The following is an 18,974-nucleotide window of genomic DNA, read 5'->3' on the forward strand; positions in this document are numbered from 1 at the left end:
AGCACCCGCCCAGCGGCGCCCGCCCGGCACAGGCGCAGCGCCGCCGTCGCGCGCCGCGCTCCTCCGTTACAGCCCCGCCAGCCTCGTCCGCGCGTCGGCGCGAGCCTGCTGCTTTTCGGCCGCCGACGGCCAGACGAAAACGAGCAACCCCAACGCACCCGAGAGCGAAATGGCGCCCGCGAGAAAGAACGCGCTCTCGAAGTGTCCGCTCCACTGCACGAGGTAGCCCGTGACGGCCGGCCCCACGATGCCCGAGCAGTTCGAGAGAAAGTGCACGAAACCGCCCACGCCGCCGACGCGCGCCGGCGCCACCGAGTCGCCGATGATCGCCCAGTAGCTCGTCGCCGTCAGATAGACGCTCAGCGTCGCCACCGACATGATGGCCGTCGCCGCCATCGCGCTGTGCAGCTCGCCTGAGAGCACGATGCCGATGCCCGAGAGCGTGAGCAGCGTGCAGCTCACGAGCTTGCGCGAGAAGATGGCGCGGCCGGTCAGGCGGAACACGAAGTCCGACAGGAAGCCGCCGCCCGCCATGCCGACGAACGCGCCGATCCACGGAATCGCGTTGATCATCGCCATGCGCTGCAGCGGCATGTGGTACTCCATCGTCAGATACATCGGGAACCACGAGATCAGGAAATAGATCGTGTAGTTGAAACCGAAGAACGCCCAGGCGGTGGCGAGCAGCGACGGCTTGCGCAGATAGCTGCCGAGCGAGGGGGCGTCGGCGTCGTTGCGCGCCGGGCTGCCGGCGCCGATCTCCTCGCGTTCCTGCGCGCTGACGAGCCGGCTCTTGCCCGGCGAATCGGCGGCGAGCGCAGCCCAGGCGGCTACCCAGACGAAGCCGATCAGCGAGATCAGCACGAACGCGACGCGCCAGCCGAAGCTGAGCGCGAGCATGCCGAAGAGCGGCCCGGCGAGCGCCGCGCCGAGCGGGCCGCCCGCGTTGCAGATGCCGACCGCCGAAGCGCGTTCGCGATGCGGGAACCACTCGTTCACGAGCTTGTTCGCGGTCGCGCTGAACGGCCCTTCACCGATGCCGAGGCCGATGCGCGTGAGCAGCAGCGTAGTGACGTTCAGCGCCGCGGCCGTGAGGCCGCAGAACACCGACCAGACGACGAACGACGTCGTGAACACCCGCTTCGCGCCGAACCGGTCCGCCGCGTGGCCGCCGACGAAGCAGAAGAGCGCGTAGCCGGCGAAGAAGCTGCTGAACACGATGCCGAGCTGCGCCGGCGCGAGGTGCATCTCCCTGACGATGAACGGCGCGGCGATCGATAGCGCCGCCCGGTCCAGATAGGCAACGATGCTGCCGAGAAACAGCATGGATACAAGTACCCAGCGAATACGCAGAGTCATGGGTGTCTCCTTGATTGTTTTGTCTTTATGGGCCGGTGGCGACCGGCACCCGCAACGCGCCATTGCCCGCGCTGCGCATGACGCGCTATACGAACTCGAAACCGGTGGCCCGCGCGTTCGTGTAGACGCCGCCGTCCTGCACGATCAGGAACAGCGCGCGCTTCGCGCCGTCGTTGTGGTGCGAATGACCCGAGCACGGCGGCGTGATCGTGGTGGCCCAGGGCAGCCAATCCTTGCGCTCGCCGTCCACGATGCTGTAGCACCCGCCGCCCTCGATCGTCAGCGTGACCGCGACCGAGTTGTGCCGGTGCGCGCGCTGCATCGTGCCGGGCTCCAGCGTGTTGTAGGCGAGCGAGAGCGTGGGCAGGATGTTGCGCCCGTCGAGCTGCGAATCGGACGAGAAGATGACCGCGCGTGCCGCCGTGCCCTCTTCCTTTTCGAGGCTGTACATGAGGTCGATCTGCCGCTGGATTTCGCGGGCCGGATAGTGAATGGCCTCGATCGGTGCACGATCGCGCGGCGCCGGCTGCCATCCCTCGAACGCCAGCATCGGCTCGTTGCCCACGGCCCAGAGCACCGCGCCCTCGCGCGCCTCGAAGGCCGCGTGCTCGCCGCCGGGCAGGATGAAAACGTCGCCGGCTTGCCAGTCGATCGAGACGTCGCCCTGCCGGACGTTGCCCGAGCCGCGAATCACGTAGTGCACGACGCCCGAGGCCACGAGCTCCGTCGCGATCCGCTCGCCCGCACGGATCGCGATGTAGCGCGCGAGCAGATGCGGCGTCGTGCAGGGCGTCTTCGCCTCGAGCGTGTCGGAAATGTCGCAATAGATAACCGAGGTCGGCGCATCGGCCGCGAGCGCGCGGTCGGCTTCTTCAGCAAATGTCGAGCCCGGAACGCGCGAGAGCTTGCGCATGAAGGCCGTGGCCGGGTTGAAATAGACGGCGCGCCGCTGCGCGTCGGTGACGGCGTCGCGCTGCTTCTGGGGCGGCATCTCGCCCATGCGCGTGACGCGTCGAGTGATCGTCTCCATTTTTTTCCTCCTGCGGTTCGACCGCTTGATGACTTCGTCTCTATGTTCTTTTCCGGTCCGCGCAGCGTCTCCCGCTTCCGCATGGCCGGACTTTCGTGGCCGGCCTGGCGCCGTGCCTGCGTCCACGCAGGACGCGGTGCGGCCTCGCCGATCGTTCCGGCCAGATTATCATTCTGTATGACAATCCGTCAATGATATGAAATTAGGGGATGAAGGGAAAACGGCGCCGCAAGCAGTGCCGGGACGAGCACCGTCCATCCCGCGAAACGCGGGATCGGAGTAAGGAAAACGCAGAGGAAAAACGACCGGAAAGGTTCGGTGCGCCCGGTCAGTCGGCCGTCTCGACCGTCACCTGCTCGAGCGCGCGGAACGGTTCGAGCCGCGCCGGCTCGGCGCCGGCCGACGTAATGAGCCGCCACGCGCGTTCGAGCGGCGTCCAGTGCTGCTGGCGCGCGCGGCCGAGCTTGTCGGTGTCGGCCAGCACGAAAATCTGCGCGGCGCGGCGCACGATGCAGTCTTTCAGCGCGGCCTGCTGCGCGCTGGCCTCGCACAGACCGAAACCGGCCACGACGCCGTCGGCGCCGAGAAACGCCTTGTCCACGCTGAGACGGCTCAGCACGAGTTCGGCCAGCGGGCCGAGCGTGCTCATGCTCGAGCTGCGCAGATCGCCGCCGATCAGCGTGAGCCGCACGCCGGGCGCGCTCGCGAGCGTCATCACGGCGAGCAGGTTGTTCGTCACCACGTGCAGGTCGCGATGTCCCGCAAGCCGGCGCGCGAGCGCGGCGCACGTCGTGCCGCCGTCGAGAATCACCGTGTCGCCGTCCTGCACGTGAGCGGCGGCGGCATGCGCGATCGCTTCCTTCTGGTCGCGCTGCGCGGCCTTGCGCTCCTCGAGCGAGGCCTCCGGTTCGTGCGCGCCGACGAGCGCCGTCGCGCCGCCGTAGGTCCGCACGAGCCGGCGCTGCTGCGCGAGCGTCGCCAGGTCGCGCCGGATCGTCGCCTCGGACACGCCGAGCGCCGAGCATAGCTGCTCGACGTTGGCCTCGCGGGTCAGCACGAGGTCGAGAATGGCGCGGTGACGGTCGGCTACTTTCATGGCGGGTTCGGGAACACGGAGCGATCGGCAGGACTGCCGATGTTACACGAGCGGGCCCGCGATCTGTCGCGAGACCTGCCGGCGACCGCGCCCCTCTCATGGACGAAACGAAGAAGGGGCGGGGCACGCCATGCCGGCGCTCGCCCGCCCCTTCGATGCGCTTCGGCGCTCGATCAGCGGCGCGTTGCGAGCTCCGCCGCCTGGCGCAGCGCTTCGAGCATGCTGCCCTCGTCCACCACGCCCTTGCCCGCGATGTCGAACGCCGTGCCGTGATCGACGGACGTGCGGATCACTTCGAGGCCGACCGTCACGTTCACGCCCGCTTCGAGGCCGAGCACCTTGACGGGGCCGTGCCCCTGGTCGTGATACATCGCGACGACGAGGTCGAAGTCGCCGCGGCCCGCGCGGAAGAACAGCGTGTCGGCCGGCAACGGCCCCGTGACGTCGAACCCCTTCGCCTGCAACGCCTCGACGGCCGGGATGATCTTCTCTTCCTCTTCGCCATAGCCGAACAGGCCGTTTTCGCCGGCGTGCGGGTTGATCCCGCACACGCCGATGCGCGGCTTCGCGATGCCGGCCTTCACGAGCGTCGCGTGGCCGCGCTCGATCGTGCGCTGCACGAGGCCGGGCTCGATCTTGCGGATCGCGTCGATGATGCCGATGTGCGTCGTCACGTGAATCACGCGCAACTGCGGCGCGACGAGCATCATCGACACCTCGTCGACGCCCGTCAGGTGCGCGAGCATTTCGGTGTGGCCCGGGTACTTGTGGCCGCCCGCGTGCAGCGCTTCCTTGTTCAGCGGCGCCGTGCAGATCGCGTCGATCTGTTTGGCCTGCGCGAGCTCGACCGCGCGCGCGATGAAGCGGTAGGCCGCGTCGCCGGCCACGGGCGAGAGCTTGCCGAACGGCAGGTCGGCCGGGATCAGTTCGAGATCGACGCAGTCGATCGTGTCCCGCTCGAAGCGCGCCTGCGACGCGTCGGCGATGCGCCGCACCTTGAGCTTCGAACCGGTGATGCCGATCGCGCGTTCGAGCCGGCGCGCGTCGCCGATCACGAGCGGACGGCACTGGGCATGCACGGCCTCGTGCGCAAGACTCTTCACGACCACTTCGGGGCCGACGCCCGCGGCGTCGCCCATCGTGATGCCGATAATGGGGAGATAGGTGCTCATGGTATCAGTCGCTTCCTCTGGTTTCGTCCGGGAGCGCGGCGCTCAATGCGCCGCGCCGGACGCCGGGTTCCGGTGCTTCAGGTGCAGCCACGCTGCGTACAATGCATGATCGGTGCCGAACGCGCCCGCCTTCGTGACGATGCCGGGGCGATGCGCGCGCGGCGTGTTATCGAGCGGACGGCACACCGCGACGCCCGCCTCGACTTCTTCCAGCAGATGCAGGCTGCCGATGCCGGCCGTGCCGAGCATCGCGCGGGCCGTCTCGCCGCCGGTGGCGATGAGTCCGCCCGTCTTCGTGAAGTGCGGCTCGACGAGCGCGGCGAGCGCGGCCGAAAGCTGCGCGCCCTCGCCCGGATCGAACGCGTCGTCGCGGCCGATGCGCAACAGCAGGTCCGCGCGCCCGTCGAGCGCCGCGCCGATGCGCGTGCGCCAGCCCGGCCAGTCCGGATGCGTCGCGCCCGCGCGCAGCACGGCCGGCGGCACGATCAGCTCGAACACCTCGCCGCGCTCGCGCAGCATCGCGCACTGGCGCTCGCAGACGGCGGACAGGCTGCCGACGAGAATCAGGATCGGCGCGCCGGCCGATTCGGCCGCCTGCGCCGACGATGCGCCGTTGAGCGCCCGGGCCGGCGCCGCGTTCTCGCGTTGCCGTTCGATCATCGAGGCCATCTCGCGCGCGAGACCGCCCGAGCCGACCCAGAACAGCGGCTCGCTCATCGCGAGCGTCACGCGCGCGAGCGTGCGCAACTCGTCCTCGCTTTCGGTATCGACGATCAGCGCGCCCACGCCGCTCGCCGCCACGCCGGCAATGCGCTGCGCGAGCACGCCGTCGCCTTCGTGCAGCGCCGCCGCGTCGAGCCGCGCGGTCGTGAGCCCGACCGCCGTCAGCATCGACGCCACGTCGGCCGACCGGTCGGCGTGTTCGAGCTTCCAGGTGTCCGTCGTTTCGAGCGGCGCGCCGTGCACGAGCACGCGGCCGCCGCGCAACACGCGCCCCGTCGCCGGGAACGCCGGCGCGACGATGGCGAGCCCGCCGAGCGGCCGCAGCGCGGCGACTTCGGCGGCCCAGTTGCCGCGCAGCGTCGAATCGATCTTCTTGTAGAGGCGCCGGCCGTGCACGCGCAGCGCCGCGAAGGCCGCCGCCGTGCGCGCCGCGGCATCGGACGGCGCGAGCCGCCGCGTGTCGGTGTCGGCCGCGATCACGTCGGCGTCGGCCGGCGCAGCGGCGGCGTCGAGCGTGACCACGGTCCGCAGCCCGGCGCCCGCGAAGCCGATGGCGCAGTCGGCCGCGCCCGAAAGATCGTCGGCGATGATCAGAAAACTCATCGAGCCAGTCCCTCTTGCCGCCCGTGCTCGCGCGCGAGGCGCTTTTCCTGCTGGCGCTTCGCGATCGCGCCGGTCAGGATCGGCGAGACGATCGCCGTCACCACCACGCACGCGGCCACCAGCAGCGTCGCGCTATGCGCCGCCGCGGTATAGACCGGATTCGCCGCCGCAACGAGCGCCGGCACCGCGGCCGCGTTGCCGGCCGTGTTCGCGGCGGCGATGCCGGCCACGCCCGTGCCGCCCGTCAGGCGGTCGACGAAGTAAAGCGGAATGCCCGTGAGCGCCACGACGGCAAGGCCGAGGCCGAGGCCGAGCAGACCCGCGCGCCAGACCTCATGCAGGTCGAGCCCCGCGCCGAGCGCGAGCGCGAAGAACGGAATCATGACCGGCACGGCGCGCGAGAGGAAGTCGCGCATCTCACGGTCGAGGTTGCCGAGCAGCATGCCGAGCAGGAGCGGCAGGATGCTGCCGACGAGCGTCTGCCACGGGAACGCCGAGAGGCCGGCGACGCCGAGCGTCACCATCGTGAGGAACGGCCCCGATTCGAGCGACATGATCGTGTAGGCGCCCACGTCCTCGGAGCGGCCGTACTGGCCCATCAGCGCCATGTAGAGGCCGCCGTTGGTGTCGTTCATCGCGGCGACGACGGCGAGCGTCGAGACGCCCGCGAACATGCCCGACGAAATGGGCTGCTCGCCGAGCAGGTGGCCGAGCACGATGCCGACGACGATGGCCGCGCCGACCTTGGTCGCGAACAGCACGCCGCCCTTCTTGAGCAGATAGGGCGTCGACTTCAGGCTGATGCCGGCGCCCATGCAGACGTAGAACACCGCGAGAATCGGCAGCGCGCCCGTGAACAGCGCGCTGGTGAACGAGCCGAAGAACTTCGGCATGCCGGGCAGGAACGTCGCGACGAGCGAACCGGCCAAAAGCGGCACGATCATCATGCCGCCGGGGATGCGCTCGATCGAGCGTTTGATGGGAATCTGAGCCACGGAAAAGTCTCCTGTCTGAATGGCTGGCGGGCGTGTCGGCACCCCGCGCCCGCGCGTCGGATCGGTCATCGTTATGATTGAAACAATCACGGGAAGTGTAACGCTCCGCGTCATTTTGCGCAATTCGATCATTCTAATGATCGAATTTGATCGCCTCGATCACCGATGACGAAGGCAGCGAACGCAACGCGCGTGCCTTGCGGCGCAAGGCGCGGGAACGGTTCGGAAACGGGAGGCGAAATGCGAAACGGACGGGCCGCCAGCTTCGCGCCGGCCCCGAAAGGAGCCGAACGGTCTTGGGCAATTGGCCCGCCTGGTCCGGTTGGACGTCGGCGGACCCGCCGGAACCGCGGATAGGACAACGGGAAAAGCAGCAGGAAACAGCAGCAGGAAGGCCCGCCGGGCGACGGCGGCGGTGCTACTGCGAGCCGGCCGGGGCGGCGGACATCGTGCTTTCGAGCATCCGCATCGCGGCCTTTTCCGCGTTCGCGACGTGCAGCCGCGCGGCAGCTTCGGCCGCATCGGCGTCGCGGGCCTTGAGCGCCTTGTAGAGCTTGTCGATTTCGCGCAGGCTGTTGGGCAGCCGGTCCGGATGCATCAGCGAGGTCGCGCGCAGCAGATTCACGCGCGAATACAGGCTAGTGAGGATTTCCTTGACGAGCGCGTTGCCGCAATTGCCGAGCAGCACGTCGTAAAGCGCAGTTTTTGCCTTCAGCACGCCGTCCTGATCCTGCGCGACGGCCTGCACGCGCAGTGCCTTCGCCGCCTCGCCGAAACGCGCGATCGCCGAGTCGTCCGCGAGCCGCGCGAACTCGTGCGCGGCAAACCCTTCGAGCAGCCCGCGCAGCGCGTAGAGCTCGGCGGCCTCCTCGCGCGACATGATCGCGACCGTGGGGCCCTTGTGCGGCACGCTGCGCACGAGCTTCTCGGCCTCGAGACGGCGCAGCGCCTCGCGCACCGAGGTACGGCTCACCCCGAGCGACTCGCACAGTTCGCGCTCGATCAGGCGCGCGCCGGGCGCGAAACGCCCGCTCATGATCGCCTGACGCAGCACGTTTTCGACCTGATGACGAAGCGTTTCGGGCCGCACGACGCCAATCTCTGTCGACATTATTGTATTCCCGTCCTACAAACTGATACCGTCCTATCATACACGGAAAGAATTGCCAACCGCTACCGCTTGTGCGCCGCATGATTGTCGCGGGGCGTTCGCACCGCGGCAGGCCCGGTGACGGGAAACAGCGGAAACGGCTGAAACGGCGGCGCTAGAAGTCCACGCCCAGATCGACGTCCTTCGTCTCCTTCAGGAACAGCAGCGCCACGACGAACGACACGGCGATCCAGGCAACCGGATACCAGAGCCCGAAGTAGATGTCGCCCTGCTGCGCCGACAGCGCGAACGAGATCGTCGGCAGCAGCCCGCCGATCCAGCCGCTCGCAAAGTGGTAGGGAAACGACATCGACGTGTAGCGGATGCGCGTCGGGAACATCTCGATGAGCGCGGGCGCCGTCGGCGTCAGCGCGAGCGTCATGCAGGCAAGCAGCACGACGAGCAGCAGGCACACCATCGGCGTGTTGAACTGCGCGGGCGCAGCCGTGCGCGGGAAGCCGGCGGCGTCGAGCGCCGCGCGCAGCCCCGTGCCGAACGCCGACGACTTCGCCCTGAGCACGGCGGCGTCGAGCGCTGCCCCGTCGTAGGCCGCCACCGCCTGCGAGCCGACATGCACGGTCGCGACAGCGCCGGGCGCCGCATCGCGCGTTTCGTAGCTGACGCCCGCCTCGGTCAGCGCCTCGCGGGCGATGTCGCACGAGTTCGTGAAGTGCCGCGAGCCGAGCGGGTTGAACATGAACGAGCAGGTCCGCGCATCCGCCTCGACCCAGACCGGCACGCTCGCCTGCGCCTGCGCGAGCGCCGGGTTCGCATAGCGCGTCATGGCGTGGAAGATCGGGAACAGCGTCAGCATGGTCAAAAGGAAGCTGGCCAGCAGCACCGGCTTGCGTCCGAATCGATCGCACAACCAGCCCGATAAAAGAAAGAGCGGCATGCAGACGAAGGTGGCCAGCGTGACGACGACGTTGGCCTGGGTCGGATCGACCTTCAGCGTGTGCGTGAGGAAGAACGTCGGAAACAGCACCGCCGTGTAGTAGACGCAGGTCATGCCGCCGCAGATCGCGAACAGCGCCACGATGAGACGCTTCACGTTGGCCCAGACGAGGAACGTGTCCGTCAGCGGCGCGCGGGACAGGCGGCTTTCGTTCTTGAGCGCCTGGAACGCCGGCGACTCCTCCATGCGCATGCGGATGCGCACGGAAATCGCGACCAGCAGCACCGAGAAAATGAACGGAATGCGCCAGCCCCACGTATCGAAGTGCGGGCCCGTCAGCACGCGCGTAACCAGCACCACCGCGAACGACAGGAGCAGGCCGATCGTCCCCGTCGCCGAGATCCACGACGTGTTCAGGCCGCGCCGGTTGCGCGGCGAATGCTCGGCCACGTAGGTTGCGGCGCCGCCGTATTCGCCGCCGAGCGCGAGCCCCTGGAGCATGCGCAGCCCGATCAGCAGGATCGGCGCGGCGAGACCGAGCGACGCGTAGCCCGGCAGGCAGCCGACGCCGACCGTCGAGATCCCCATGATGACGATGGTCACGAGGAACGTGCGCTTGCGGCCGATCATGTCGCCGATGCGCCCGAACACGACCGCGCCGACCGGCCGCATGATGAAGCCGACGCCGAAGGTCAGCAGCGCGAAGATGAAGCCCGTGACCGGATTGACGCCGGCGAAGAAGCGGCTTGCGATCACGGTCGCGAGCGAGCCGTACAGCGTGAAGTCGTACCACTCGAAGATCGTGCCGATGGATGCCGCCGCGATGACCTTCGCCGTCGAGGTGCTGATACCCGGCTGCGGCTGCGCGCTGCCCGCGGCGGCCGTGTTCGAACCTGCTGCCATATCCGTCTCCCTGCTTATTGCGTTTTTGTCTGGATGGTTCGCGCGCCCCGCAAAGGCGGCGCGCCGCCCTGCCCTTACAGCGTCACGATCTGCCGCACGGCGCGCCCCTCGCGCAGCCGGTCCATGCCCGCGTTGATCTCGTCGAGCGCGAGCCGGTGCGTGACGAGCCGGTCCACGGGCAGGCGGCCGCGCCGGTACAGCTCGATGAAGCGCGGCACGTCGCGCGACGGCACGCTGCTGCCCATGTAGCTGCCGCGCACCGATTTCTCGTCGGCCACGAGCGACACCGCGGGAATCGCGAGGCGCGTGGCCGGCGGCGGCAGGCCGGCCGTCACGAGCTCGCCGCCGCGCCGCGTGATCGCATAGCCGAGTTCGAGCGCGGCGAGCGCGCCCGCCGTCTCGAGCGCCGCGTCCACGCCGCCCGAGGTCGCGTCGCGCACGGCTTCGGCGACGTCCTGCGCCTTCGCGTCGAACGTGTCGGTCGCACCGAGCGCGCGGGCCAACTCGAGCTTGTCGGCGTTCACGTCGATCGCGACGACGCGCGCGGCGCCCGCCGCGAGCGCGCCGAGCACGGCCGCGAGCCCGACGCCGCCGAGCCCGATCACGGCCACCTGCGAGCCGGGCGCGACGCGCGCCGCGTTCACGGCCGAGCCGACGCCGGTCAGCACCGCGCAGCCGAAAAGCGCCGCCTCGTCGAGCGCGAGGTCGCGATCGACCTTGACGAGCGAGTAGCGCGAGACCGTCGCGTACTCGGCGAACGCTGAGATGCCGGAGTGATGGTTGATCGGCTGGCCGTCGCGCGAAAGCCGGCGTGCGCCGCCGAGCAGCGTGCCCGCGCCGCCGGCCAGCGCGCCGGGTTCGCAAAGCGCCGGCCGCCCGCTCGCGCACGGGTTGCAGTGCCCGCAGGCCGCGACGAACACCGAAACGACGTGGTCGCCCGGCTGCAGATCGGTCACGTACTCGCCGACGGCCTCGACGACGCCCGCCGCCTCGTGGCCGATCACCATCGGCAACGGCCGCGGCCGCACGCCCTCGACCACGGAAAGATCGGAATGGCAGATGCCGGCTGCCGCGATCCGGACCAGCACTTCGCCCGGACCCGGCGGCGCGAGATCGACGCTCTGCACGACGAGCGGCCGGGTGTCGGCATAGGGCGCCGGGAGGCCCGATTGTTCGAGTACCGCTGCGCGAATCTTCATCGCGAATGTCTCCTGCTTCCTGCGAACGGGGCCGCGCGTCAGGGGCGGCCGTTGCGTTTTCCGCCCGCGCGCCGTGGTCGACGCGCGGGGCCGGCGGTTCAGCCGATGTCGACGTCCTTCGTCTCCGGGCCCATCAGCGCGCCGATCGCGCCGATCACCCCGCCGATCGCGAGCAGCACGGCCGGCGCGAAGCGGGCCGGCATGACCGCGCTGAGCCCGTTCAGGTAGAACGCGTAGAACGACGGCACGATCACCGAGAGGCTGAAGCCCACGCCGAAACCGGTGGCCCGCACGTCGGTGGCGAAGCGCTCGTTGATGTAGGTGATGAGCACGCCCCACGGCGCCGTGACGAGCACGGACAGCAGGCACACGAGCAGCATGACGGTCGGCAGGCCGAGCCCGCTCGCGCTCGAGAGCACGTAGAGCAGCCCCGCGCCGAGCGTCGCGATCAGCGGTCCGACGCTCACGAAGAAACGCCGCCGGCCGATTTTCTGCGCGAAAAGACCCGAGGCGATGTAGCTGAAGATCAGCACGAAGTACGAGATCAGCAGCGTCGAGGTGGTCGCGAAGCTGCCGAGGTGCAGCGTATGCAGCAGGAGCCCCGTCGGCACGAAGATCGTGATGATGTTCTGCGTGAGCCAGAAGCCCGTCATCAGCAGCATCACCTGGACGAGGCTGCGCACGCTCTTGCCGAACAGCAGGTCCGAGAGCGGCAGCTTTTCCGGCTTTTCGGTCGCCGTGCTCTGCCAGATCTCGGACTCCGAGACGTGACGCACGTAGTACGTCGCGAGAACGGCCGCGAGCGCGGCGCCGAGCACGAACGGAATGCGCCAGCCCCACTGCGCGTAGGGCGAGTTCAGGCCGTTCAGCGGGAAGAGCGCGAACATCAGCATCGCGACCAGATTGATCGCGACGTAGGCCGCCGGAAAGCCCGTCATGATGAGCCCGCCGACGAGGCCGCGCTGCTCCTTCTTCGCGTACTCGATCGCGAGCGGCACGGCGCCCGCATAACCGCCGCCGAGAAAAATGCCGTCGATAAACCGCAGCAACACGAGCAGCCCATACGAAACGATGCCGATCTGCCCGTAGCCCGGCAGCAGCGCGATGAGCAGCGTGACGACGCCGAAGCCCGACACCGACCAGATCGAGGCCTTGCGCCGGCCCACGCGGTCGGCCACCACGCCGAATATCAGCGCGCCGACCGGCCGGCCGAGCAGCGTCGTGATGAACACGAGCGAGGCGAGAATCGTCTCCATGCCGCCCGACAGATGCGCGGGCTGGAAATACCGCAGCACCGGCGCGAGCACGACCACCGGCAGATAGATGTCGAACATGTCGATGAATTCGGAGAACATCGCGCCCTTCAGGGCGTTGCGACGTCTCACTTCGATGGACTGTCCGCTTTCTTCGCGCACCACGTCTTCCGCAGTCAACGCTTTCATGGTTGTCTCCTGTTTCGTTCATGCCGGCCGGCGCGCGCCCGCACGGCTGGGCGGGTCCGCCCAGAACGGCATCGCGCCGCCCGGCCCCCCTGCCCCTGCGCTCGCGCAACGCTTCGTCCAGATCCTGACGCCGCGCCGGCCGCGTGCCTCGCTTCAGCCGGCGGCTGCCTGCTCGGCCTCGTAGGCGCGAATGGCCTCGCTCGCCACGCGGAACGCCGCGAGCGCCAGCGGCACCCCGCAGTAGATCGCCGCCTGCATCAGCACCGCGCGGATCTCTTCCTTCGTCACGCCGTTGCGCAGCGCGCCGCGCACGTGGACGGCCAGTTCGTGGTGCTGGCTCATCGCCGTCAGCATCCCGATGTTCAGCATGCTGCGGGCCTTGAACGGCAGCGTCGAATCCCCCCAGATCTCGCCCCAGCAGTACTCCGTCACGAGCTTCTGCATCGGCCGGTTGAACTCGTCGGCATTCGCCCACGATTTCTCGACGTGCGTCGCACCGAGCACTTCCTTGCGGTTCGCGAAGCCCTGCTCAAACCGTTCGTTCTGTTCCATCCGTTGCCCCTTTTTCATTTCCGTTGCGCCGACAAGACGACGATGCGGCACGAATATCGTCTTCCCAGATGATTGTCATACATTCAAGCCGGGCAAAATTTTTTGGGGTGCCCGCGACGCGGACACCCCGGCCCGGCGGCTACGCGCCGTAGCCGACCATCGACTTGATCTCGAGGTACTCGCGCAGCCCCGCCTCGCCCCACTCGCGCCCGTTGCCCGAACGCTTGTAGCCGCCGAACGGCGCGCCGAAGTCGGCCTGCGGATAGTTCAGGTGCACGCCGCCCGCGCGCAGCGCGCGGCCGACCTTGCGGGCGCGCTCGAGGCTGCCCGACTGTACGTAGGCCGCGAGCCCGTAATCCGTGCCGTTGGCGATCCCGACGGCTTCCTGCTCGGTGTCGTAGGCCATCATCGAGAGCACCGGCCCGAAGATTTCCTCGCGCGCGATCGTCATGTCGGGCGTCACGTCCGCGAAAATCGTCGGCTTCACGAAGTAGCCCTGCGCGAGCCCGTCGGGCCGGCCCGTGCCGCCCGTCACGAGCCGCGCGCCCTCGTCGATGCCGCGCTGGATCAGCGTCTGCACGCGCTCGAACTGGTTGCGGTTCACGAGCGGCCCGAGCTGCGTCGCCGGGTCTTCGGTCGGACCGACGCGGTAGGTCTGCGCGGCGCGCTTCGCGATCTGCGCGGCGTCGTTCATCAGATGGCGCGGCACGAGCATGCGGGTCGGAATCGAGCACGACTGGCCCGAGTTCGTGAAGCAGGCGGCGACGCCGCGCGTCACGGCCTCCTCGAGGTTCACGTCGTCGAGCAGGATGTTGGCCGACTTGCCGCCGAGCTCCTGGGCCACGCGCTTGACCGTCTGCGCCGCCATCTGCGCGACGAGAATGCCCGCGCGCGTCGAGCCCGTGAACGACACCATGTCGATGTCGGGATGCGAGGCGATCGCGGCGCCCACGCCGGGACCGTCGCCGTTCACGAGATTGAAGACGCCGGCCGGCACGCCGGCCTCGTGCAGCACCTCGGCGAACAGCAGCGTGCTGATGGGCGAATATTCGCTCGGCTTGAGCACCATCGTGCAGCCGGCCGCGAGCGCCGGCGCGATCTTCACGACGATCTGGTTGACGGGCCAATTCCACGGCGTGATGAGTCCGCACACGCCGACGGGCTCGAGCCGCAGGCGCGTGGTGCCGCGCTGCTCCTCGAACTCGAAGCGCTTCAGCACGTCGATGAGCGCGTTCAGGTGCGCCGGGCCGCGCGCGGCCTGGCCGTTGCGCGCGAACGTGATCGGCGAGCCCATCTCGACGCGCATCGCCTCGGCGAATTCGTCGATGCGGCGCTCGTAAATCTGCAGGATGCGCGAGAGCAGCGCGATGCGCTCGGCGACGCCCGTTTCCGAATACGTCGCGAACGCGCGGCGCGCGGCGACGACGGCGCGCTCGACGTCGGCGGCGCTGCCGAGCGCGAGCCGGCCGAACGTGGCCTCGGTGGCCGGGTTGACGAGATCGAACCAGGCGGGCAAAGCCGGCTCGACCCATTGCCCGTCGATGTAGAACTGTGCTGCACGTTGCATTGCGAACGACTCCCGGTGAGTTTCGATGAATTCCGATTCAGCTTCAAGGAAGCAGGCGCGCGCGCAACCGTCTTGCGCGAGGCACGCCCGCCGATGCCGTCAGCGCAGCGCCGAATACTCGGTCGGCGTGAGGAACACGTTCTCGACGCGCTCGAGGATCGGCTTCTCGGCCTCGCTCGCCGCGCGCTTCGCGATCCACTCCGGATCGGCCTGGAACGCGTTCCACTTGGCCTCGCGCTCGGCGAGGCTTTCCCACTTCAGCAAATAGGTCAGCGCGTGGTTGCTCGGGCCGATCAGCGTCGTCCAGAAGCCGATCTGCTCGATGCCGTACTTCTTGAAGAACGCGAGCGTGGTGTTCTTGAAGCGATCGTTCAGTGCCGGCAGGCGGCCCGGCGCGCAGTGATAGATGCGCATTTCGATAATCATCTGTTTCTCCATGAAAGGGAACGGGTAAAACCCGGTCCGATGTTACCTGCTACGCCGCCGGCCTGCCCGACAGTCCGCTTTCGGCGCAAGGACCGCGCGGGCGGCGGCGCGCCCGCCGTCAACGCGGCTCGGCGTCGAGCCGCGCGATCCAGCCTTCGGTTTCGCGGTCGTGCGCCGGGAAGCGCCGCAGCACGTCGGGATCGTGGCCCGGAATCACGTGCGACGGCGAATCCGCCAGCCGGTGCAGGGTTTCGTAGCCTTCGAGCATGTCGCCGACGTTGTAGACGATGGGGAACGGTCGCCCCTGATTCATGTTCGCGTACAGGTGCGAAGCGTCCGACGCGAGCACGACCCAGCCGCGCGCCGTATGCACGCGCACCACCTGCAGGCCGCCCGTGTGGCCGCCGACCCAGTGCAGGGCGAGCCCCGGCGCGAGATGCGAAACGCCGTCGTGGAACTGCACGCGGCCCGTGAACACGCGGTCGACCATCGCCTTCACGTCGTCGGCCTCGAACGTGTTGCGCAGCATGGTGTGGCACATGCAGCGGCCCGTGCAGAACGCCATCTCGCGGTCCTGCACGTGGTAGCGCGCGCGCGGAAAGAGATCGTGGTTGCCGGCGTGGTCGTAGTGCATGTGCGTGATGATGACGTCCTCGACCTCGCTCGCGCGGATGCCGATTTTCCCGAGCCCCGCGTCGATCGGATTGAGGATGCTGCGGCCGCGGCCGGCCGCCGTTTTCGCGTCGAAGCCCGTGTCGACGATGAACGTGCGCGACTCGCCCACCACGGCCCAGACGAAGTAATCGAGCGGCATCGATTCGTCGTGGGGATCGCCGCCGATGAAGTTGTTGCTTGCGGGACGGTCGTGGTGCGCGTACTTGACGGCGTAGACGCGATAGTTCTCGAGCTGCTCGGCCATGTTGATGTCTCCGTGTTTTGTTTCGTGTCGTGTCCGGCTCAAACCTGCGGGCGGTTGCGGGCCGGCCCTCTATTGTGCCTCGTCGCCCGCCACGTTGCTGCGAGCCATTATATTCGTGTCATACAATCAGTCAATAAAAACAGGGGCACCGCGAATCGGGCGCATGACGGTTCCGGCCGCGCCGCCGTCGTGCGGCGCAGCAAATTCCACGCCTGGCGAATTGCCCGACGGCGGGCTTTCGGGTTGTGCCGGTTGCGCAGTTCGTTCCGGGGTGCGCCGGAGCGTTCCGGTTAATCGGCAAGACTGCGCGGCAAGACTGCGCGACAAGACTCCGGAGTGGACGGCACAAAAGAAAACGGCGGCTCGCAAGGCCGCCGCGCGTCGAGTCCGGACGATCCCGGATCGCCCCGCCCCGAGGCTAGACGACTCGCACGCCCCGGGGATTGAGCTTCGAGTCGCGCCAGAACGCGTCGCCCGAGAACCGGCGCACGAGGTCCGGCGGCAGCACCGTCGCGCGCGTGTTGGCCTGCACGCGTGGGCGCACCTCGTGCAGCCCGGGCGTTCCCGCGCGCGTGTCGAACTCGCTCGCGTCGTAGTTCACGTTCTCGAAGTCGTGCTCGAACGGCGCCTCGCCGATGAACTCGTAGAGGGCCGCGAGCGCCCGCGCCGGCTCGTTCACGAGCGTGTCGTACTGGACCAGCATCAGGCATTGCGTGTCGTCGCCGTAAAACGCCTGCTTGAGCGCGTCGTAGGCGAGGCCCACGAGCCCCTCGGGCCCGGCCACCGCGTTGGCCCGCGTATAGACCGTGCCGCCCGTCGAGTAGTTGAAGATCGTCGACGGGCTGAACGCGTTGCGCTGAACCAGCCGCTCGATGCTGTCGACGATCCAGGCGATGTCGCGCACGCAGGCGATCACCTTGCCCTGCGGAAACAACTGGCGAATCGCCCGCAGCCGCATGCACCAGGTGCGGTTGGTGTCGAAGATTACGGGCGCCCCGATCTCGGGGCCGTAGTAGTTCTCGAAGAGCCCGCGCAGCAGGCGCTGGCGCTGCTCGTCGCTGATGAAGAGCGAGAACTCGTTGCGTCCGCTCATCTCGCCGAGCAGCGCGCCGAAAAGGCCCGCGAGCGGTCCCGACATGTCCGCGTGAAAACGCGGATTCTGCCGCAGCAGCGCCGCCAGCAGCGTCGAGCCCGAGCGCGGCAGCCCCGAAATGAAATGCATCTGTCTGGTCATGTTGTCCTTGAGCCCGTGAGAACCGCGCAGCGTCCGGCGTCCCTGGGAACGGCGGCGCCGGCAGTCCGGCGAATGCCCGGCAATCATAGCGTGGCATCGCGGTGACGGAGCCGCCGATCCGGCGCGCCGCCGGCCGACGCTTCGCTTTTTCTTCGAGAAGTTCGCGCGCTCCCGCCTCGGCGGCGCGCGCCGTCACTCAAGTCGAGCCGGACGAAAAAGCGTTCGCAGACGCGAAAGAGACGACGGTTCGGCCACGGCTGGATGGGCGCGCTGCAATGCCGGCGTGTCCATCGCTGCCTCGCCGCCGGCAGGCAGTCAGAACAGATACAGGCCCGCGACGAACACCACGCCGGAAAACAGCAGCGCCGTCACGCAGTAGCCCATGATGTCGCGCACGCCGAGGCCCGCGATCGCGAGCGCGGGCAGCGCCCAGAACGGCTGCGCCATGTTGGTCCAGGCCTCGCCGTAGGCGATCGCCATGGCCGACTTGCCGAGATTGGCGCCGATCGCCTGCGCGGCCGGCATCACGAACGGCCCTTGCACGACCCAGTGGCCGCCGCCCGAGGGCACCGCGAAATTGATCAGCGCCGAGCTCAGGAACACCAGCAGCGGAAACGTGTGGACGTTCGCGATGTCGACGAACCACTTCGTGATGACGCCGGCCAGCCCCGAATGGTCCATCAGCGACTGGATGCCCGCGTAGAACGGAAACTGGATCATGATGCCCGAGGCGCCCTTCGCGGCCGTCGCGACGGCGCGCGCGTAGGCCATCGGCGAGCCGTGCAGCACGAGGCCGGCGGCGAGGAACACGAGGTTCACGGTGTCGATGTCGAGCGCGAAGCCCCGCTTCGAGAAACGGACCGCGAGAAAGACCGCGCACAGCGCGGCGACGAGAATCGAGAGCCACCGGCTCTCCTCGATGCGCTCGGCCAGCGTCGCGTCGGGGCCCAACCTGCGCGCGAAGACGGGCGGGTCCTCGAGCAGCGCCGGATCGACGGCCACCACGTCGCCGGGCTTCGGCATCATGAAGCGCACGAGGATCGGCAGCAGCACGATGAGCGCGATCGTGATGAACGCGTTGTAGCCCGTGAAGATCGTGTCCGACACCGGAATGAGGCCGATCGCCTTTTCCATCGGATTGCCCTTCGTCGCGGCGACGAGCGGCACCGAGCCCGACAGCCCGCCGTGCCAGGTCAGGAAGCCCATGTAGGCCGAGGCGACGAGCAGCCGGTAGTCGGTGCCCTGCACGCGGCGCGCCACCTCGCGCGCGAACATCGCGCCGAGTACGAGCCCGAAGCCCCAGTTGATGGCGCAGGCCACCGCGGCGACGAACGCCACCAGCATGACGCCCTGCCCCGGCGTGCGCGCGCAGGTCGCGATCGCGACGAGCAGCCGGCGCACGGGCCCCGAGCTCGCGAGCGCGTGGCCCGTCACGAGAATCATCGCCATCTGCATCGAGAACGCGAGCAGGTTCCAGAAACCCGTGCCCCACATCATGACCAGATCCGCGGGCGGCTGCGGCGTCAGTGCGAACGACAGCACGAACGTCAGCACGGTCAGCAGGATGGCGAAAATAAGCGGGTCGGGCAGCACCCGATGCACGACCCCCGTAAAAAAGCCCGAAATACGCTGAATCACTTGTCTGCTCCTCGTCACCTGAATGTTGGAATGCGGTCGCGCCTTGTGTTTTTCGTTGCGCGCCGGGTCAT

General features: G+C 68.6%; 16 protein-coding genes. All 16 read right to left on the bottom strand.

Translation table 11 applies throughout. The features are described 5' to 3' along the window. Window positions 1-66 precede the first annotated feature (66 nt). Complete coding sequence (locus CY652_RS12560; RefSeq protein WP_102131033.1) at window positions 67-1,359, bottom strand: MFS transporter; 1,293 nt, start codon at window positions 1,357-1,359, stop codon at window positions 67-69. 85 nt (window positions 1,360-1,444) lie between these two features. Further along, the gene (locus CY652_RS12565) at window positions 1,445-2,389 is read right to left on the bottom strand and encodes a hypothetical protein (RefSeq protein WP_102131034.1); all 945 of its coding nucleotides are present in this window, start codon (window positions 2,387-2,389) and stop codon (window positions 1,445-1,447) included. 328 nt (window positions 2,390-2,717) lie between these two features. Then, window positions 2,718-3,485: a DeoR/GlpR family DNA-binding transcription regulator gene (locus CY652_RS12570; protein ID WP_102131035.1), complete on the bottom strand. Its 768-nt coding sequence runs from the start codon at window positions 3,483-3,485 to the stop codon at window positions 2,718-2,720. A 173-nt stretch (window positions 3,486-3,658) separates the two neighbouring features. Next, on the bottom strand, window positions 3,659-4,657 hold the full coding sequence (pdxA, locus tag CY652_RS12575) for a 4-hydroxythreonine-4-phosphate dehydrogenase PdxA (RefSeq protein ID WP_102131036.1): 999 nt from the start codon (window positions 4,655-4,657) through the stop codon (window positions 3,659-3,661). Between the two features lie 42 nt (window positions 4,658-4,699). Next, window positions 4,700-5,983, bottom strand: coding sequence for a four-carbon acid sugar kinase family protein (locus tag CY652_RS12580; RefSeq protein WP_102131037.1), 1,284 nt, complete (start codon window positions 5,981-5,983; stop codon window positions 4,700-4,702). After that, window positions 5,980-6,978 carry a 2-keto-3-deoxygluconate permease gene (locus CY652_RS12585; protein WP_102131038.1) on the bottom strand — a complete coding sequence of 333 codons (999 nt, stop codon included), beginning with the start codon at window positions 6,976-6,978 and terminating at the stop codon, window positions 5,980-5,982. The genes CY652_RS12580 and CY652_RS12585 overlap by 4 nt, the downstream gene beginning before the upstream one ends. A gap of 418 nt (window positions 6,979-7,396) precedes the next feature. Continuing rightward, complete coding sequence (locus CY652_RS12590) at window positions 7,397-8,089, bottom strand: GntR family transcriptional regulator (RefSeq protein WP_102131039.1); 693 nt, start codon at window positions 8,087-8,089, stop codon at window positions 7,397-7,399. Between the two features lie 154 nt (window positions 8,090-8,243). Continuing rightward, a complete protein-coding gene (locus CY652_RS12595; RefSeq protein ID WP_102131040.1) occupies window positions 8,244-9,926 on the bottom strand; it encodes an MFS transporter in 1,683 nt (560 codons plus the stop codon). 74 nt (window positions 9,927-10,000) lie between these two features. Beyond that, window positions 10,001-11,125 carry a zinc-binding dehydrogenase gene (locus CY652_RS12600; RefSeq protein ID WP_102131041.1) on the bottom strand — a complete coding sequence of 375 codons (1,125 nt, stop codon included), beginning with the start codon at window positions 11,123-11,125 and terminating at the stop codon, window positions 10,001-10,003. A gap of 98 nt (window positions 11,126-11,223) precedes the next feature. Next, window positions 11,224-12,567: an MFS transporter gene (locus CY652_RS12605; RefSeq protein WP_102131042.1), complete on the bottom strand. Its 1,344-nt coding sequence runs from the start codon at window positions 12,565-12,567 to the stop codon at window positions 11,224-11,226. A 153-nt stretch (window positions 12,568-12,720) separates the two neighbouring features. Continuing rightward, the gene (locus CY652_RS12610; RefSeq protein ID WP_102131043.1) at window positions 12,721-13,119 is read right to left on the bottom strand and encodes a carboxymuconolactone decarboxylase family protein; all 399 of its coding nucleotides are present in this window, start codon (window positions 13,117-13,119) and stop codon (window positions 12,721-12,723) included. 139 nt (window positions 13,120-13,258) lie between these two features. Beyond that, window positions 13,259-14,686, bottom strand: a complete 1,428-nt coding sequence (locus tag CY652_RS12615) for an aldehyde dehydrogenase family protein (RefSeq protein WP_102131044.1) — start codon at window positions 14,684-14,686, stop codon at window positions 13,259-13,261. Window positions 14,687-14,785: 99 nt separating this feature from the next. Next, complete coding sequence (locus CY652_RS12620; protein ID WP_102131069.1) at window positions 14,786-15,112, bottom strand: NIPSNAP family protein; 327 nt, start codon at window positions 15,110-15,112, stop codon at window positions 14,786-14,788. A gap of 118 nt (window positions 15,113-15,230) precedes the next feature. Further along, window positions 15,231-16,031 (bottom strand): N-acyl homoserine lactonase family protein, encoded by an 801-nt coding sequence (locus CY652_RS12625; protein WP_102131045.1) that lies wholly within the window; start codon window positions 16,029-16,031, stop codon window positions 15,231-15,233. Window positions 16,032-16,449: 418 nt separating this feature from the next. Then, window positions 16,450-17,265 (bottom strand): sulfotransferase family protein, encoded by an 816-nt coding sequence (locus CY652_RS12630; RefSeq protein ID WP_102131070.1) that lies wholly within the window; start codon window positions 17,263-17,265, stop codon window positions 16,450-16,452. Window positions 17,266-17,580: 315 nt separating this feature from the next. Further along, window positions 17,581-18,903 (bottom strand): TIGR00366 family protein, encoded by a 1,323-nt coding sequence (locus tag CY652_RS12635; RefSeq protein ID WP_102131046.1) that lies wholly within the window; start codon window positions 18,901-18,903, stop codon window positions 17,581-17,583. Between the last annotated feature and the right edge of the window lie 71 nt (window positions 18,904-18,974).

The sequence above is a fragment of the Burkholderia sp. WAC0059 genome (assembly GCF_002870125.1).
Taxonomy (GTDB): Bacteria; Pseudomonadota; Gammaproteobacteria; order Burkholderiales; family Burkholderiaceae; genus Paraburkholderia.

What these genes read in the sequence shown, in the direction of transcription:
- CY652_RS12590 (WP_102131039.1), bottom strand. Translation starts at nt 8,089, where the DNA reads ATGTCGACAGAGATTGGCGTCGTGCGGCCCGAAACGCTTCGTCATCAG.
- CY652_RS12570 (WP_102131035.1), bottom strand. Translation starts at nt 3,485, where the DNA reads ATGAAAGTAGCCGACCGTCACCGCGCCATTCTCGACCTCGTGCTGACC.
- CY652_RS12565 (WP_102131034.1), bottom strand. Translation starts at nt 2,389, where the DNA reads ATGGAGACGATCACTCGACGCGTCACGCGCATGGGCGAGATGCCGCCC.
- CY652_RS12610 (WP_102131043.1), bottom strand. Translation starts at nt 13,119, where the DNA reads ATGGAACAGAACGAACGGTTTGAGCAGGGCTTCGCGAACCGCAAGGAA.
- CY652_RS12580 (WP_102131037.1), bottom strand. Translation starts at nt 5,983, where the DNA reads ATGAGTTTTCTGATCATCGCCGACGATCTTTCGGGCGCGGCCGACTGC.
- CY652_RS12625 (WP_102131045.1), bottom strand. Translation starts at nt 16,031, where the DNA reads ATGGCCGAGCAGCTCGAGAACTATCGCGTCTACGCCGTCAAGTACGCG.
- pdxA (WP_102131036.1), bottom strand. Translation starts at nt 4,657, where the DNA reads ATGAGCACCTATCTCCCCATTATCGGCATCACGATGGGCGACGCCGCG.
- CY652_RS12600 (WP_102131041.1), bottom strand. Translation starts at nt 11,125, where the DNA reads ATGAAGATTCGCGCAGCGGTACTCGAACAATCGGGCCTCCCGGCGCCC.
- CY652_RS12615 (WP_102131044.1), bottom strand. Translation starts at nt 14,686, where the DNA reads ATGCAACGTGCAGCACAGTTCTACATCGACGGGCAATGGGTCGAGCCG.
- CY652_RS12560 (WP_102131033.1), bottom strand. Translation starts at nt 1,359, where the DNA reads ATGACTCTGCGTATTCGCTGGGTACTTGTATCCATGCTGTTTCTCGGC.
- CY652_RS12630 (WP_102131070.1), bottom strand. Translation starts at nt 17,265, where the DNA reads ATGACCAGACAGATGCATTTCATTTCGGGGCTGCCGCGCTCGGGCTCG.
- CY652_RS12605 (WP_102131042.1), bottom strand. Translation starts at nt 12,567, where the DNA reads ATGAAAGCGTTGACTGCGGAAGACGTGGTGCGCGAAGAAAGCGGACAG.
- CY652_RS12620 (WP_102131069.1), bottom strand. Translation starts at nt 15,112, where the DNA reads ATGATTATCGAAATGCGCATCTATCACTGCGCGCCGGGCCGCCTGCCG.
- CY652_RS12595 (WP_102131040.1), bottom strand. Translation starts at nt 9,926, where the DNA reads ATGGCAGCAGGTTCGAACACGGCCGCCGCGGGCAGCGCGCAGCCGCAG.